Genomic DNA, 15,969 nt, shown 5'->3' on the forward strand with positions numbered 1-15,969 from the left:
AACTCAGGGGCGTGGCCACCAAGTACTTGCCGAACTACCTGGCTTGGCAACGGCTGATGAGCTGGAACAAGGAAGGCGTTTCCGCCGACGATGTCATCGCGTCAGCTCTCGGCAAGCAGGTCATCAACGTTTAATCTGAACAGCGCCAATGAATAACAGAAGAAAATAGGGTGGTAAAGGGAGGGGGACGTGAATATAAAATATAATGTTCTGATCGTCGAAGATCATCACCTTCTACGAAGCGGCCTACGCTCGATGGTATCCGGCATCGGCGAGTTCAATGTCGTCGGTGAGGCGAAAGACGGCAGAGAGGCGTGTCATCTTGCTATCTCATTGAATCCGGACCTGATCCTGATGGATTTATCGATGCCCGGCATGAACGGAATCGATGCGATCTCCTCCATCCGACGCCGAACGCCAGCCGTTCGGATCATTGCTCTCACTGTCCACCAAAGCGACGAGTACGTCCGGGAGGCGCTGCGTGCCGGTGTGGATGGCTACGTCTTGAAAGATTCTTCCTTCGAAGACCTGGTGTTTGCGATGCATGCTGTCATGCAGGGCAAGAAGCATCTGAGTTCGGAAATGTATGGAAACCTGGTGGAATCGTTTGTTAGCGGAAACGACCATTTGGCTTCGAATAAGAATGCGTGGGATGTGCTTACGGCCAGGGAACGCAGCGTTCTGAAGCTGGTCGCGGAAGGCCGATCCAACAAGCAGGCTGGGCAATACCTGAACCTCAGCCCAAAGACCATCGAGAAGTATCGTGCCAGCCTGATGCATAAGTTAGGGATCACAAATCTGACCGGGCTGGTTCTGATCGCCATCAACATGGGCCTGATCACTTCCCTGGCCAAGCGATATTATGATCCGAATCACGATGCAGAGCCGCCGCTGACGCATGCACATGATGCGCCCAACGACAACGCGAGCAGCGCCGATGACGTTCGGGATGGCCAGTCCGGCAGCACCGCCGGAAACGAGGATCGCCTTGGTTGTCCTCGTCGCGACGCTCAAAAGTAGGTTGGTTGGCGTGGGCGGCATGCGTATGGCCGCCCGCACAGCTTGCACAGTTCGCACAGTTCGCACGGCAATGAGGCACATGTCCGGACCACGAACCGATGCAGGCACGTCGCCGTTGTCCCACGGCGGATCAGGTTCTCCACGTTGCCGAGACGAGGGTTCCTCTGCTCTCGCTTGACTGGAGCGAGAAACTCCCGCCATTCGATTCGACCCGCTCCTGCATCCCGATCAGACCGAGCCCCGAGAAGGACGCGTCGTCGGCCGAAAGGGGAAGCTGCTCGAAGCCGATGCCGTTGTCTTGTATCGTTAGCAGGATGTCGTTGGCGTCGCGTTGCAATGTCACCCTGATCTCGGTTGCCACCGCGTGCTTCACGACGTTGTTCATTGCCTCTTGCGCCACCCGGAACATATCGGCTTTGAGACTGTCCGGAATCTCGTCTTCCCTGGCCCGGCAATCGAAGATGACGACAACCTTCCCGCTGCCGCGCTCTATCTGCCTGCACAGGGATGCCAGCGCGGGGACCAAGCCCAGATCATCAAGCAGCCTGGGGCGTAGTTCGTTGCAGATCTGGCGCACCTCGCCAATGGTTTCACGGATACGCAGCACCGTGGTATCCAGTAACGCGACGGCCTCCTCGACGTTGCCGCGCTCGATGCGCTGCAGTGAGTCTTCAACCATCAGCTTGATCAGTGTCAGTGCCTGCCCGAGGCCATCGTGGAGCTCGGAGGATACCCGCTTGCGCTCTTTTTCCTGCCCGATCATCAGGTGCGTGTAGAGCCGACGAAGGTCCGATTCAGGACGACTCAGCGCCTCGATGCTGCCATCCTGCAAAATGACGGGCTCCTCGAAGACAACCAGGAACGCACTGAAATTGCCTTCGCTATCCGCAATGGGTTGCTTGTGCAACAAGATATCGGTGTCCCGGCCGCCCCGTCCGCGCAAGACCGCACCAAAGGAGTGAAACGCACTCGATGCACTGCCGGAGAATCCCTCGCTAACGCGTTTCTGATCGCTCTCCCGAACCAGTTCGGCAAGCGATTTGCCTATCAAGTCCGCAATCGAATAGCCAAACATCGCCGCGGCGCTGCTGTTTGCCGACAAAAAACGTCCGCCCGGCGCGAGAATGGCCAGAGCGGTACCGCGAACATCTGTTATCGCGCGCAGGACCCTGTTGCTCGAATCGATCGCGGCCATCATCTTGCGCATTGCATCGGTGACGTCACGCAGTTTCAGATGCTCTCCTCCGTGGGGAGTGCTTGCGCTCATCGGAACTCCTAAAGTGCTGATGCGGCCGCGGTCCGCGCGAGATGGACGGAAAGCGCCAGTCACCTCCTTGCGCAATGGCGATGTCCAGCAACACGGAAAGACGGCCGCCTAAGGGCATTCCCTTCAGGTGTGTCTTATTGTATGTACCCGGGAAGCCAAATGCCAATACGGCTCATTGCTGTACCCAAGTGGAGGGTCTCTACCCATGCCGTTCGGCGGGTATCCCCACTTCTTTCCCATCGCTCGCTAGCCAAGAATGAGAAAAAGGCCGCGGTTGGGCCGAGGCGATCGTCCCGAGGGCAAGGGGTTTTCCATGCGCATCGATACGCAACTGATTTCGCTTTGCACGCGCATATGCAGGCGCGTGCACGGGTGTATATCCCGGCCATGTGGCGGGCGGTGCATCGGGAAGGATTGGGGTCGAACCAAGGGCTTCACGCTGCTGGAGCTGCTGGTCGTCCTGGTCATCATCGGCTTGCTGGCAGGCCTCGTTGCACCAAAGTACTTCGCCCAACTCGGTAAGTCAAACATCAGCATCGCCAAGGCGCAGATCAGTTCCTTGGGCAAGGCGCTAGACCAGTATCGCCTGGATGTGGGGTCCTACCCGACCACGGAAGAGCGGCTCGAAGCCCTGGTGGCAAAGCCACAGAACGAGCCGCGCTGGAGCGGGCCCTACCTGGAGAAGGCCGTGCCGCTGGATCCATGGGGCAGGCCCTATCAATACCGCTCGCCAGGCGAGCATGGTGACTACGATCTGGTCTCCTTCGGAAAGGATGGGCAAGTTGGAGGCGATGGCGAGAACGCGGATGTCACGTCCTGGTAAGCGTGCCCTGCTTGCGAAGAGGTAGCCCGCTGGTTGGATGGCCGGACAGGGAGAACGAGGTGAAGTACCTGATGCGCGTCTTTGATACCTGCGGCGAGGTGCAGTCAATCCACATCGACAGCGACTCGCCGGCCAGTGCGGCCGCAACGGCGCGCGCGCGCGGGCTGCGCGTGGTATCGATCCGGCAAGCCGCCGGCGCCAGGCGCGGGCCTGGCCGCTGGATGACGCTGCAGGTAACGAAGTTCGACGTCGAGTTGTTTGCAAGAGAACTGGCCGCCTTGCTGGACGCCGGTGTTGGCGTGATCGACGCTTTACGCACGCTGGGCAGCAATGAGCGCCGCGATGCCTCGGCAAAAACCTACCGGCAACTGCTAAGGCAACTGGACGAAGGCCACGCATTGTCCGCCGCGCTCGAGCATGCGGATGATGTCTTCCCGACCGTGCTGATAGCCTGTGTAAAGGCCAGCGAACAAACTGGCGGCCTTGCCGAAAGCCTGAAGCGCTATTCGCGCAATAGCGCCACGTTGCGAGAATTGCGTGCCCGGGTGGTTTCCGCGGCCATCTATCCATCCGTCCTGATGGCCGTTGGCCTGGCCGTGGTTTTTTTCCTGCTGGCTTTTGTCGTCCCGCGTTTCGCGAACCTGCTCGAGAACAGCGGCCGCGAGCTTCCGCTGCTGTCGCGATGGCTGATGGCCTGGGGCGGCTTGGTCCACGCGCACGGGTCTTCGCTGGTCACAGGCTTCGCGGTGTTGCTGCTGGGATCGATCGTTGCACTGCGCCGGCAGGGCGTGCGCGACTGGATTGCCGATCGCATTCTTGCGTTGCCCGGCATCGGCATGCATTTCCGTATCTATCGCCAGTCTCAGTTCTTCAGAACCTCGGCGATGCTGGTCGATGGCGGCATTCCGGTGGTCCAGGCACTCGACCTTGCTCGTGGCCTGATCGGCCGTGGCGACCGCGTGGCGCTCGCCACGGCGATGAATACCATCCGCAACGGCGGAAAGATGTCCGACGCATTCCAGGATTGCGGGCTGGCAAGCGCGATTACCTATCGATTGCTGACCGTCGCCGAAAAGACCGGCGGCCTGGGCCCCGTGCTCGACAAGATCGCCGGATTCCAGGAGGCAAAGGTGTCACGGGCCATCGACGTGATCTCGCGATTGATCGAGCCAATGATGATGATCTTCATCGGCGTCGTCATCGGCGGCATTGTCGTCCTGATGTATTTGCCGATTTTTGAAATAGCCTCCAGCCTCCAATAGGTACGTCATGGATCCGAACGGCGCGAATATGGAAAGAGGGAGCGTTCAGTTCCGGGCCGCCCTGCGCGAGCTCGGCGAGCGCCACGGCTCCGGGATACGCGCCCTTGAGGCACTGTTCGCACAACAGCCCATGAGTGCCGACGAGGTTCTTGCGCAGCTGGCGGCCGAGTTCAGGATGGTCCCGATCAGTATCCGTGAGCTCCATCAGCTTGAGCCGGAGTTTGAAGTCCTTCCCTTTGTCGAGGCGGCTACCAGGCTGTGCGTGGGCTTCCGGCAGGGCGCGGGCCTGCTATTCGTGATCGCCGACCCGCTGGACACGCGAACCCGCAGCTGTGTCGATCAACGCATGCGCGCGCGCCCTACCGTGCAGTACAGCTGGTCGCTGGCCAGTGTCGGCGATCTGACCGCCTACCTGGCCGCGCGTGAAAAGGATGTGCGCGCCCTGGACACGCTGGCTTTCGATGATCCGATACAGCGCACCAATGATCCGTCCGCACTGGCCCTGACGCTACAGGGCATCAGCAGCGACGACAGCGCGGTCGTGCGCCTGCTCAATTCGACGATCTACGACGCATTGAAAATGAAGGCCAGCGATATTCACCTTGAATGCCGGGCGAACGGCCTGGTGATCAAGTGCCGTGTGGACGGTGTGCTGACGGTGGTCGGCCGCGCGGAAGGGCGAGGCGTTGCCGACCAGGTGCTGTCGCGCGTCAAGGTGATCTCGGAGCTCGATATCGCCGAGCGGCGGGTGCCGCAGGATGGTCGCTTCAAGGCCCAATATGCGGGGCGGGACATCGATTTTCGCGTGTCGATCATGCCGAACCTGTTCGGCGAGGATGCCGTTCTTCGCATTCTCGATCGCTACCAGCTATCGCAGGCGTCGGGTGGCTTGACGCTCGAGGCGCTCGGCTTCCAGGAGGCCGATATGCGCTTCATGCGCTCGGTCGCTTCGATGCCGTACGGCATGCTGCTAGTGACCGGGCCCACGGGCAGTGGCAAGACTACCACCCTTTACGCAATCCTGACCGAAATCAACGACGGCCTCGACAAGATCGTGACGATTGAAGACCCGGTTGAGTATCAGTTGGGCGACATCCTCCAGATTCCGGTGAACGAAGCGAAGGGGCTGACGTTCGCCCGGGGGCTGCGTTCGATCCTGCGACACGATCCCGACAAGATCATGGTCGGCGAAATCCGCGATCCCGAGACCGCGCAGATCGCCGTGCAGGCGGCGCTCACGGGGCATCAGGTCTTTACGACCGTGCACGCGAACAACGTGTTCGATGTGATCGGCCGCTTCACCAATATGGACGTCGATCCCTATAGCTTTGTGTCCGCGTTGAACGGCGTGGTGGCGCAACGCCTGGTTCGCCAGTGCTGCGCCGATTGCGCGATCGAGGAGGCGGGAGACGCGGACGCGCTGGCACGTGCCGGGATCGATCCTGAGATGGCAGCGGGCTTTCGCTTCCGCAGGGGGCTTGGCTGCGCCGCCTGTCGTGGCTCGGGCTATCGTGGGCGACGCGCCATTGCGGAGGCGCTGCGGATGAACGACGAATTGCGCGAACTGCTGTCGGAGCGGGCGCCGCTTGGCCGCATCAAGAGCGCGGCGCTGCGCCACGGGATGGAGACCCTGCGCACTGCGGCGGTCCGGCTGATGGCGAAGGGCGAAACGACCCTCGAGGAGATCAATCGTGTCACGATCGTCGAATGAGGTCCTCGCAATCGGGCTGGGCACCTGTGCCGCCGCGGTCGGGGTGCGCCCCACGAGGCTGCAGTATCTGCTGCGCCTGGCGCAGCGCGCGCGCCGCGGGGCAAAGGCTGTCAGCGCGCCGCCGTCCATGCCGCCGGTCATCGAGCACGCCAGCATCGCGATGGTCGAGGCACAGCACTTCTCCGAGCAAGGAGCGCTCGACGTCCTGCGTCAGGCATTGGCGCAAGCCCCCGGTGTTCCTGAACGTGCGACGAAATCGAAGCGCCGTGCGTTCATCGTGCTGGATGATTTCTGGGCCAATCACGGGATCCTGCGGGGCGACTTCCGCACCATGCGCGCGCGGGAGGTAGAAGATATCGCCCGGAGCTATTTCGCGGAGACGTTCGGGCTCGATGGCGATGCCATCATGATCCGCACCGTGGTGCAGCGGGGCGGCAGGGCCGTGTTTGCCAGCGCGTTGTCGAGATCGCTGCACGATGGCATCCGCGATGTCAGCGCGGCGGCAAGCGTGGAAGTGCAAAGCCTGATGCTCGGGCTGCCTCAGGCGATGAATCGGGCCCGCCACAGCGTCGGCGGCAGCGCTTCGATGCTGGTGGTGGTGGCCGAAACCGTACTGCACGCCGTGCTGATGGACCACAACCGCTGGGTCGCCTATGGCGCGCACCGTCTGTTTGCCGACGATGTCGCCGATACATCGCGGCTTGCGGCCATTACCGAACAAGTCTTCGAGCGGTTCTCCAATACGCGGCGAGAGGACTGCACGATCTATCTAGGCGGGATCGACCTTGATCCCTCTGCATTCGAGCGGCGGTTCGCCACCGTGCGCCGCCCGCAGGGGATCGTGTCGAGTGCAGCAGCCCCGCTGCGCTTGATGGGGTTCGCGCTATGATGCCGCTGCTCAAGATCGACTTCAGCCGGCGCCCGGCAACATTGGCTCCAGGCGGCGTCGTGCTGCTGGTTCTGGCGGGATTGATGCTGCTGCTCAGCGCCAGGGCTCTGTGGCTCGCCTATCAGGACAATGATCGTGCCCGAACCCAGTTCGGCATAGCAGCGCGCGAAGAGAACGCCAGTCAGCACCCGCCCAAGACCGCGCCCACGCCTGCCGCCAGATTGGCCGAAAAGCAGGGCGAGGCGATCCTGCGCGAGCTTACCGTGCCATGGCAGAGCCTGCTGTCCATCGTGGAAGATTATCCTGCCCGCGATGTTGCGCTGATCGGTATTGATCAAAGTCCCGCGCAGAGCCAGATCCGCATCACGGCGGAAGCCAAGGATGCCGACGGGATGATCGCCTACCTGAAGTATCTGCAGGGCAGCGAGCTCCTGCACGAGGCGGTGTTGAGCGGTCACCTGATCGAGACCAACGTGCCCGGGACGCCGGTGCGCTTCCAGATCGTCGCAGTGTGGAGAAAGCCATGACGACCCGCCGGCTTGCCGATCTGCTGTTGACGCTGCATTTCGAGATGCGGCGCGCATTTGGCGTGCCAGGCCTGCTTGGCGCGCTGGCGCTAGGTGTGGCCGCCGCGACATGGGCCGCGGTTCCCACCGTGCAGGCGCAGACCAGAGGCTTGCTTGACAGCGCACGGCAGGCCCGTGCCGCGAAAGCACGATATCCTGGCGACGCTGGCCGGGTCCCGGCCGAAGTGAATTCCCTGGGTAAGCTGCCGGCTTTGTTCACGACCTTCGCCGAGAGCGGGAACGACATCGCCGTGATCTTCTCCCAGGCGCGCGAGAGCCATCTGACCCTGGGATCGGCACAGTACCAGATCGTTACGGAGCCTGGGGCAGGATTTACGCACTACCAGGTCGTGCTGCCAGTCAAGGATCAGTACGGCACGATTCGCCGTTTTGTTGCATCCGTTCTCAACAGCGTGCCAAACGCCGCGCTGCAGGAGATCCATGTCGAACGGCCAGCGGTGGACGGCAATGTTCTCGATGCCCGTATCCGCTTCGATCTGATCTATCGGACGAGCCGGCCATGAACAGCGCATTGGTCCGGAGAATACTGATTGCCGGCATGGTTCTGGCGACCGCCGCATTGATTGGTTGGGACCAAGCGCCGGAGCTCCGCGTGCCGGCCGTGGCCTCTGCCATCAGGGCTGCTTATGGACGCAGCCTGCCGAGCAGGTCAGGCGTCATGCCCGCCGCCCCTCCGGCTTCGATAGCTGAGGCACCGCGGCGCACGCAAGCTGCGGCGAGCGAGCCCGCGGCGCGCCTGGTTGCCGAGGTCGCGCCGCGCGAACAGCTTGCGGCGTTGCGTGCGCCGCTGTCGCCAGATACGGGCCACGATCCATTCAGCGTTTCGTCCTGGCTTCCCCCGCCTGCGCCACCGGCACCGCCCGCTGCGGCCCCGCCTCCCCCGGCACCCACGGCGCCGCCGTTGCCGTTTGCCTATGTGGGCGCGCTGGGTGCGGACGTATCGAAGGAGCAAGTGTTCCTGAGCAGCGGCGACCACTTGTTGATCGTATCGTTGGGGGATGTGATTGACGGGCAATACCGCCTCGAGGCGATCACGGCAACAGGTGCGACCTTTACCTATCTGCCGCTTAACGTGAAACAGTTCATGTCCACCCAGGGCGAAGGAAAGTAAATGAAATCCCGGTGCAGATCGGACGCCGCCTGCAGAGTAGAGCGCTGCGACGCGTCCCTCAGGTCAATAGCCGCGTCAGGTTGCACGGCTCCTCGCGCGTCTTATGCCAGCTACCACGCGCGTCGATTCAGTGCGGCGCTGATCGCGATGGTGCTCGGTGGCTGCGCGGTGGAGCCAGGCGCGTTGCGTAACGCGAGCATTCGCCAGCCCACCGATGCGCAGGTACAGCTGAACTACATGCACGAACGCAACGGCCAGATGAACGCAATTCTGGATGAAGTGGATCGGCTGCGAGCCAGCTACCAGTTTCATGAAGCCGTGCTGAAGCTCGATGAGGCGAGCAGGATCGATCCCACCAGCGAGCGAGGGCGGAAGCTGGGCGCGGCGCTACAGATCGATATGCGCGATCTTGTCATCCTGGCGGAGGTTCAGCGGATGCTTGAACGCGGATCGTATGACAGCGCGGCGGAACGTGTGCGCGACGTGCTCGCGGAGAATCCGACCAACGTCCAGGCACAGCAGATGAAGAGGCTGATCGAAGACAAGCGGCGGCAGCTGCGGGCCGCGCGCGAGGAGAAGAGCGCGGCCGCGTCGATCATGCGTACGCCGGTGACGCTGCAGTTTCGCGACGCGAACGTGCGGATGGTCTTTGAAGCACTATCGCGCACGTCGGGCCTGAATGTCATCTTTGACCGTGATGTGCGCACCGACCTCAAGACGACGATCTTCGTGACCAACGCCGCGATCGAGGACGCGGTCAATCTGATCTTGTTGCAAAACCAACTGGACAAGAAGGTCCTGAATGCGAACACGCTCTTCATCTATCCAGCCACGCCAAACAAGCAACTGGAGTACCAGGAGCTGAAGGTCCGCACCTTCCAGTTGTCGAACATCGACGCCAAACAGGTGCAGGCCTTGTTGAAGAGCTTGTTGAAGATCAAGGAGATCGTGATTGACGAACATGCCAATACCCTGTCGATTCGCGGAACGCCCGACACCATTCGGCTCGCGGAACAGCTGATCGCCGCACAGGATCTTCCCGAACCCGAGGTCATGCTGGAGGTGCAAGTCCTGGAAGTCTCGCATGAACGGCTGACGGACCTGGGAATCGCATGGCCGAACAGCTTCACGATGGCCACGCCAAATACGGCGTCCACATGGGGCGCCCTGCACACGCTGCCGATCAACCAGCTGGTGGTCAGCGGGCTGTCGGCAACGGCCAACTTCAAGCTGACGGATACCGATGCGAACCTGCTTGCGAGTCCTCGCATCCGCACCCGTAACAAGGAAAAAGCAAAGATCCTGATTGGCGACAAGGTGCCGGTGATATCGAGTTCGAGCACCCCGAGCACCAGTGGCCCTTCCTATGCGCAAAATATCCAGTACCTGGATGTCGGTATCAAGCTTGAGGTGGAGCCGCAGGTCTACCGCGACGACGACGTCGGCATCAAGATCAGTCTCGAGGTCAGCAACATCACGAAGACAATATCGAGCAGCAACGCACAGACCGGCCTCAGCTCGCTGGCTTACCAGATCGGCACACGCAGCGCATCGACCAGTCTGCGACTCAGGGACGGCGAGACACAGGTCCTCGGCGGCCTGATTTCGGATGCCGATCGCACCACGGCGGAGAAGGTGCCTGGCCTGGGCCAGTTGCCGGTGCTCGGGCGCTTGTTTTCGGATCACAACGGCGACCACGTCAAGACGGAAATCGTTTTGCAGATCACCCCGCACATCATCCGTCCTCAACGCGTCGCGGATGCCGATACGCGTGAAATCTGGTCCGGGACGGATACCAATGTGCGCACCGAGCAGTTGCGTCTCGATGCCACCAGCGCTGAAGCTCCGGTTGCCGCGCCCGGCACGCCTTTCAAGCCGGGCCGGGTTGGGGGCGGGACCGTCTCCCCGCCAGTTCCCGTAGCACCCGTCGCGCCGGCGAGTATCGACGGGGCCGCGGTTGGAGGCAATGCAAAGGCTGCGGCGGCCGGCAGCGCGGTGCCGCCCGCACCCCTCGTGGTGCCTCCGAGAGGCTCGCTGGGCCTGCCACCCGCGGCGCCTCGGACGACTCCGCCGCCCGATCCGTTCGCGGCGCGGTTCCCGGCCATCCAGGCCGCGCCGCCGGCGCCAGCCGCCGCCGCTTCCGCCCCGGCCGATGCGAGCGCAGCAGCGCAGGACGCAGCCGCTGCGGCTGTGGTGCCGCCGGTGCCGCCACCCCCGGTGGCGCCCGCACAGCCGCCCGCGCCCATCGTGAAGATGCCGTCGAACGAGATGGCGACCGAGAACCCCCTCTATCCGATCCCGGGAGCGCACTGACCTATGACGCCCGCGACCCGGACAACGCCTTGCCGCGGCCGCTGGCGCCTGTATGGCCGCGGCTTCACCCTGATAGAGCTGGTGGTGACGCTGGCGCTGGTGGGTATCGTCGCGCTGGCGATCGTGCCATTCTCGGAGTTGATGGTGCAGCGCGAAAAGGAGCAGGAGCTGAGGCTGGCGCTGCGGCAGATCCGTACCGCCCTGGACGCCTACAAGGACGCCAGTGACTTTGGGTTGATCGAGAAGGAGGTGGGGGCGTCGGGCTATCCGCCGACGCTGACCGTGCTGGTAACCGGGGTCAAGAATGCCAAGGACCCGAAGGCGGGGTTGCTGATGTTCCTGCGCAGCGTGCCGCGCGATCCGTTCTTCACCGGCGACGCCACCACGCCGGCGGAGGAAACGTGGAACCTGCGAGCCTATGGCAGCGTGGAGAGCAATCCGCAAGGCGGCAATGACGTGTTTGACGTGTCTTCCAGGGCGGAACGCCTGGGTCTCGACGGCATTCCCTACAAAGAATGGTGAGGCGCATGATGAAGCCCGCTCGCGGCCAATGGCTCCATGGGTTTACCTTGATCGAACTGGTGGTCGTGATGGCGATCATCGGTTTGCTGCTAACGATCGCGCTGCCGCGCTACCTGCACAGCATCGATCGGGGCAAGGAGCAGGTGCAGCGGCAGAACCTGGCCGTGATGCGGGACGCGATCGATAAATACTACGGCGACAACGGCCAGTATCCGGAGAACCTGGACGAGCTGGTGCAAAAGCACTATCTGCGTAGTGTTCCCGAAGATCCCGTCATGGGCGGTACCGCATGGACAGTGATTGCCTCGCCGGATGCGGACAAGACGGGGGTCTATGACGTTGCGCCGGCCAGCGAAGCGGCCGCTGTTCCGGTTGCTGCCGCGGCCCCCGGCCCCGCGAAATGACCTGCGCCCGCCGGCAGCGTCGTCCGATGCGTCATCGCCAGGGCAATGGCGCCCATGGCTTGGTGATGCTGGCATTGCTGATTGCCCTGATCCTTGTTTCAGTGGCATTGATGGGCGCGCTCGATGTCTGGTCGTTGCAGCGGCAGCGGCTGCAGGAAGAGGAGTTGCTGTTCGTCGGCAACCAGTACCGGCTGGCCATCCAGCGCTACTATCAGGCGGGCCGGACGCTGCCGGCATCGGTCGACGATCTGCTGGAAGACAAGCGCTTCCCGGTGCCGCTACACCATCTGCGGCGAGCGTATCCGGACCCGGTCACTGGCAAGAACGACTGGCTGTTCCTCCACGACGGCGACCGCATCTACGGTGTCTATAGCCGTTCCACGGCACCGGCCATCAAGCACGCGAACTTCCCCAGGCTCTACACGGATTTCGCCAATGCGAAAACCTACACCGAGTGGCAATTCTATTACCTGCCTCCGGGGCGCCGAAGCCGCGCCAGCCTGGATCTTCCGACTACGCAAAACCCGACCGCGCCGGCCGACACGCCAGCCCGGCGCGCCGGCGTTGGCAACCTGTCCCCGAACACGCCCCCGTTCAGTCTCAATGGGCGGTCCAGATGATGCCGCCGGAGCTCGGCGCCCTCGATGGATTGCCCTACCGCATCAGTAGGGTGTTGACCCATGCAAACCTGCATCGGGGTTCACCACAATACAAGCGTGAAGAGAGAAGCGCCGAAGGGGTTCTGGAGCGAGGCGGGCGTGGGGGCATCGGGCTTCCCCGTTCATCGCGCCGGGACCGGGGCAAGGGAGTTCGCGGACCCTCGGGTATCCGCTTCTTCTGGCGCCGGTGGCGCGATGGCATGGCAGTGAGGTGAGCGGCAGCGACGGGTGTGGCTGGCGCAGGCGTGGAACTTGATGTCCTACGGGAATCGCGCTGATAGGCCCGCAGGAAGGAGGTCATATGTTCGGTACTCGCATATATCGCGGCGGCGTGTCGGCGCTGTTGTTGCTTCTCTTCGCGATGCCCGCGCTTGCCCAGTCCTTCCGGGTGCAATGCCCGGACGATACGGCGCTTCACCCGAAGTCGGCAGCGGGCGTGGTCAGCGATGGCATCAAGTGTCAGCAGATCTCGGGCGGCGACGGCTACTCGACGATGGGCGACGGGACACAGACCTATATGTTCTCGTTCGGTCCTCTGTCGGGTCTCGCGGATATCAAGCAGGGCCTGCCCGGCACGGAGCCGGCTTCGGTGTTCAATTCTGCCTGGCCGTCTGTCAATGGCGCGGTCGGCCTCGTCCCGGATCCGAATGCCGGCAACGCACTCACCGGGCACGTCGATCCACGGCCCATCATGGATGTCGGCGTGATGAACGGCAACATACCGGCCCCCACCATGGCGATCGACGAGGACGACGAGTTCTTCCTCACACTGACGAACGTCGGCATGATCATGCGTCCCGACCTGTTCGAGCAGCATACGGTGCACTTCCACGGCTATCCGAACGCCTCGTCGTTCTACGATGGTGTGCCCGATGCTTCCGTTGCCATCAATATCGGCGGCAGCTTCACGTATTACTACCTGGCTCCGGATGCCGGTACGTACTTCTGGCATTGCCACATCACCCCCCCGGAACACCTCCAGATGGGCATGGTGGGCCAGATCTATGTCCGGCCTCGTCAGAACCGCGTCCCGAGCGGAGCGTCGCTGTACGCTGCGCTGCAGGCCCAGCAGAGCGATCCGCGTACCAGGTGCGGAACCGATATCCTGTGCTCGACGCCTCTTCCGCGCGTGAACAACGGCGCTGTTCACCAGGTCAACAAGAGCAACTCGCCGACGCTATATGCCTATAACGATGGTGACGGCTCGACCGCCTATGACGTCGAGTATCCGATCCAGATCCATGGATTCGATCCGAACTTCCACTTCGTCGGCATGACCTTCAACCCGGAACCCTTTACCGACATGAAGGACAAGTACTTTCTGCTGAACGGACGAAGCTATCCGGACACGGTCACGCCCGGGGYGATGAGTACGCAGGTAGCCGATGGCACCTCGCATTTCTCGCAGCCGCTGCCGACGCTGATCAACATCCCGCTTGGCGGCAAGGCCCTGCTCAGGATCTCGGATCTCGATGTCAGCGAGTTCCAGACGCTGGCCTCGCTCGGCATCCCGATGCACGTGGTCGGCGTCAACGCGCGGCTGTTGCGCGACATGTCCGGCAACGACATGACCTACTACACGAATTCGATCACCCTGGGCGGCGGCGAGTCGGTGGATGTGATCCTGGACGCAAGCGACAAGAATCGCTACCCCGTGGGATCGACGTACTACCTGTACACGCCGAACCTGGATCACCTTTCGAATGACGCCGAGAACTTCGGTGGCTTGATGACCGAGGTCCACATCTGCGCTGCAGTGGACCCGGCTACCAAGGTCTGCACCAACTAGTGGGAGAAGAGCCGTGGGCCACATCACCAGAAACACGTGGATCGCAGGCCTCGCAGGGCTCGCGGCGGTTATCCTCGCCGCGCTGCTCTGCATGCCGGCGCAAGCCGCCGCGCCGGGCATTACCGGGACGAGTTTCGATCTGACTGCCGAGGCGGCCCGCATCAGCCAGCCCGATGGATCGAGCGTCTATTCTTGGGGGTACGGCTGCCGGACTGGCGGCACCGCGCCGGCCGGTTTTTCGCCGGCGGCTATCCCCGGCGCGGCTTGCCCGAGCATGCAGATACCGGGGCCGACGCTGATCGTCAGGAAGGGCGACACCGTGACGGTGACGCTCAGGAATAACCTGCCGGCCGCCGCGGGCAACACTTCGATTCTCTTTCCCGGGTTCCAGGTCACCACGTCGAACGGAGTGCCAGGGCTGCTCACGAGGGAGGCCGCGCACGGCGGCTCGGTCACCTATACCTTCGTCGCGACGACGGAGGGTACCCATGGCTACTACAGCGGCACGCAGAGCGACCTGCAGATAGAAATGGGGCTGTATGGTGCGATCATCGTCCTGCCGACCACCGTCCCTGCTGGCTGCCGTGCCGTCGGCAGCACGCTCCCTGACGGTCAGACTGACTACCGAAACGCCGCCGCGGCCTACACCAACAGTGCCGCATGCTATGACCGCGAGTACCTGTTCCAGTTCTCCGAGATGGATCCGCGCATCCATGCCCAAGCGGAGCAGCAGGTCGGCACCACGGCAGGGAAGGCATGCACGCGCCCCAATGGCTGCATGACTGTCGAGACCGAGCCCTACCATCCGGCTTACTTCATGATCAACGGGCGCTCCATGCCCGATGACATGGACCCGAACTACGCGGTGCAATATCCGCACCAGCCGTACAACGGCAATCCGCACATGCATCCCGGCGAGCTTGTGCTGCTGAGAATCATCGGCACCGGCCGCTGGCAGCATCCCTTCCACGAACACGGCAATCATGTGCGGGTGCTGGCGCGCGATGGCAACCTCCTGCTGAGCCAGACCGACAATGCCACGCCTGCGGGGCCGCTGCTCTTTACCACGACGACCACGCCGGGCATGGCGATGGATGGCATCTTCTACTGGACCGGCAAGGGATTGAACTGGGACGTATATGGCCACAGCGATGGTGCCGTGTACACGGACCAGGCGTTCCCCGCATACCTCAACAAGCCCGTGGTCTGCGTTCCGGATGCCAATGGGTACTACACGAGCGACCCGCTGGCGCCGAACTACTACGAATGGTGCCAGGATCATAACAAGCCTCTCGAAACCCACCCGTTCGGGCAGGTAGGCAGCGGCGGTCCCGTGACGCTGCCCGATGCGAACATCCTGACGAACGGCACCTGGTACGGCGGCAGTCCCTACCTGGGGCCGGATGCGACAACCCGCGCTGTCGGGCCCACGGGTACCACGCCACCATCAGGCACGATCGCGAACCCGCCCACGAGCGAGGCTGGTTTTGCCTTCATGTGGCACTCGCACAATGAGCGTGAGATCACCACGAACAATATCTTCCCGGGCGGGATGATGATGATGATGCTCGTCGATCCGCAAGCCTTCACGATCAACGAAGCCAACTAGAGG

General features: G+C 62.7%; 15 protein-coding genes and 1 pseudogene. 15 read left to right on the forward strand and 1 reads right to left on the reverse strand.

Translation table 11 applies throughout. The features are described from left to right. Positions 1-134: pseudogene (locus tag AB4061_RS34865) on the forward strand (IS1595-like element ISCARN29 family transposase); the annotation flags it as partial. 55 nt (positions 135-189) lie between these two features. Then, the gene (locus AB4061_RS34870; protein ID WP_441640712.1) at positions 190-1,020 is read left to right on the forward strand and encodes a response regulator; all 831 of its coding nucleotides are present in this window, start codon (positions 190-192) and stop codon (positions 1,018-1,020) included. 130 nt (positions 1,021-1,150) lie between these two features. Here the strand turns inward: AB4061_RS34870 and AB4061_RS34875 are convergent, their stop codons facing one another. After that, complete coding sequence (locus tag AB4061_RS34875; RefSeq protein WP_441640713.1) at positions 1,151-2,287, reverse strand: ATP-binding protein; 1,137 nt, start codon at positions 2,285-2,287, stop codon at positions 1,151-1,153. Positions 2,288-2,600: 313 nt separating this feature from the next. Here AB4061_RS34875 and gspG point away from each other — a divergent pair, with 313 nt between their 5' ends. The 13 genes from gspG to AB4061_RS34940 all read left to right on the forward strand — a co-directional run bounded on the left by gspG (position 2,601) and on the right by AB4061_RS34940 (position 15,966). Further along, positions 2,601-3,110, forward strand: a complete 510-nt coding sequence (gene gspG, locus AB4061_RS34880) for a type II secretion system major pseudopilin GspG (RefSeq protein WP_441640714.1) — start codon at positions 2,601-2,603, stop codon at positions 3,108-3,110. Positions 3,111-3,169: 59 nt separating this feature from the next. Then, a complete protein-coding gene (locus tag AB4061_RS34885; protein WP_441640715.1) occupies positions 3,170-4,372 on the forward strand; it encodes a type II secretion system F family protein in 1,203 nt (400 codons plus the stop codon). A 7-nt stretch (positions 4,373-4,379) separates the two neighbouring features. Next, complete coding sequence (locus AB4061_RS34890; RefSeq protein ID WP_441640716.1) at positions 4,380-6,083, forward strand: GspE/PulE family protein; 1,704 nt, start codon at positions 4,380-4,382, stop codon at positions 6,081-6,083. Continuing rightward, positions 6,064-6,972 carry a hypothetical protein gene (locus AB4061_RS34895; protein WP_441640717.1) on the forward strand — a complete coding sequence of 303 codons (909 nt, stop codon included), beginning with the start codon at positions 6,064-6,066 and terminating at the stop codon, positions 6,970-6,972. Before AB4061_RS34890 ends, AB4061_RS34895 begins: the two co-directional genes overlap by 20 nt. After that, a complete protein-coding gene (locus AB4061_RS34900; protein ID WP_441640718.1) occupies positions 6,969-7,499 on the forward strand; it encodes a hypothetical protein in 531 nt (176 codons plus the stop codon). The genes AB4061_RS34895 and AB4061_RS34900 overlap by 4 nt, the downstream gene beginning before the upstream one ends. Then, positions 7,496-8,062 (forward strand): hypothetical protein, encoded by a 567-nt coding sequence (locus tag AB4061_RS34905; protein WP_441640739.1) that lies wholly within the window; start codon positions 7,496-7,498, stop codon positions 8,060-8,062. Before AB4061_RS34900 ends, AB4061_RS34905 begins: the two co-directional genes overlap by 4 nt. Then, a complete protein-coding gene (locus tag AB4061_RS34910; protein ID WP_441640719.1) occupies positions 8,059-8,670 on the forward strand; it encodes a hypothetical protein in 612 nt (203 codons plus the stop codon). Before AB4061_RS34905 ends, AB4061_RS34910 begins: the two co-directional genes overlap by 4 nt. Further along, positions 8,671-10,983 carry a secretin N-terminal domain-containing protein gene (locus AB4061_RS34915; RefSeq protein WP_441640720.1) on the forward strand — a complete coding sequence of 771 codons (2,313 nt, stop codon included), beginning with the start codon at positions 8,671-8,673 and terminating at the stop codon, positions 10,981-10,983. It begins immediately after the preceding gene. A gap of 3 nt (positions 10,984-10,986) precedes the next feature. Then, complete coding sequence (locus AB4061_RS34920) at positions 10,987-11,505, forward strand: type II secretion system protein (RefSeq protein WP_441640721.1); 519 nt, start codon at positions 10,987-10,989, stop codon at positions 11,503-11,505. A gap of 8 nt (positions 11,506-11,513) precedes the next feature. Further along, positions 11,514-11,909 carry a type IV pilin protein gene (locus AB4061_RS34925; RefSeq protein ID WP_441640740.1) on the forward strand — a complete coding sequence of 132 codons (396 nt, stop codon included), beginning with the start codon at positions 11,514-11,516 and terminating at the stop codon, positions 11,907-11,909. A gap of 65 nt (positions 11,910-11,974) precedes the next feature. Further along, positions 11,975-12,529: a type II secretion system protein gene (locus tag AB4061_RS34930; protein ID WP_441640741.1), complete on the forward strand. Its 555-nt coding sequence runs from the start codon at positions 11,975-11,977 to the stop codon at positions 12,527-12,529. A 340-nt stretch (positions 12,530-12,869) separates the two neighbouring features. Then, the gene (locus AB4061_RS34935) at positions 12,870-14,357 is read left to right on the forward strand and encodes a multicopper oxidase domain-containing protein (protein ID WP_441640722.1); all 1,488 of its coding nucleotides are present in this window, start codon (positions 12,870-12,872) and stop codon (positions 14,355-14,357) included. A 13-nt stretch (positions 14,358-14,370) separates the two neighbouring features. Beyond that, positions 14,371-15,966 carry a multicopper oxidase domain-containing protein gene (locus AB4061_RS34940; protein ID WP_441640723.1) on the forward strand — a complete coding sequence of 532 codons (1,596 nt, stop codon included), beginning with the start codon at positions 14,371-14,373 and terminating at the stop codon, positions 15,964-15,966. The last annotated feature ends 3 nt before the right edge of the window (positions 15,967-15,969 follow it).

It is taken from the genome of Cupriavidus sp. YAF13, assembly GCF_052113425.1.
Lineage (GTDB): Bacteria > Pseudomonadota > Gammaproteobacteria > Burkholderiales > Burkholderiaceae > Cupriavidus.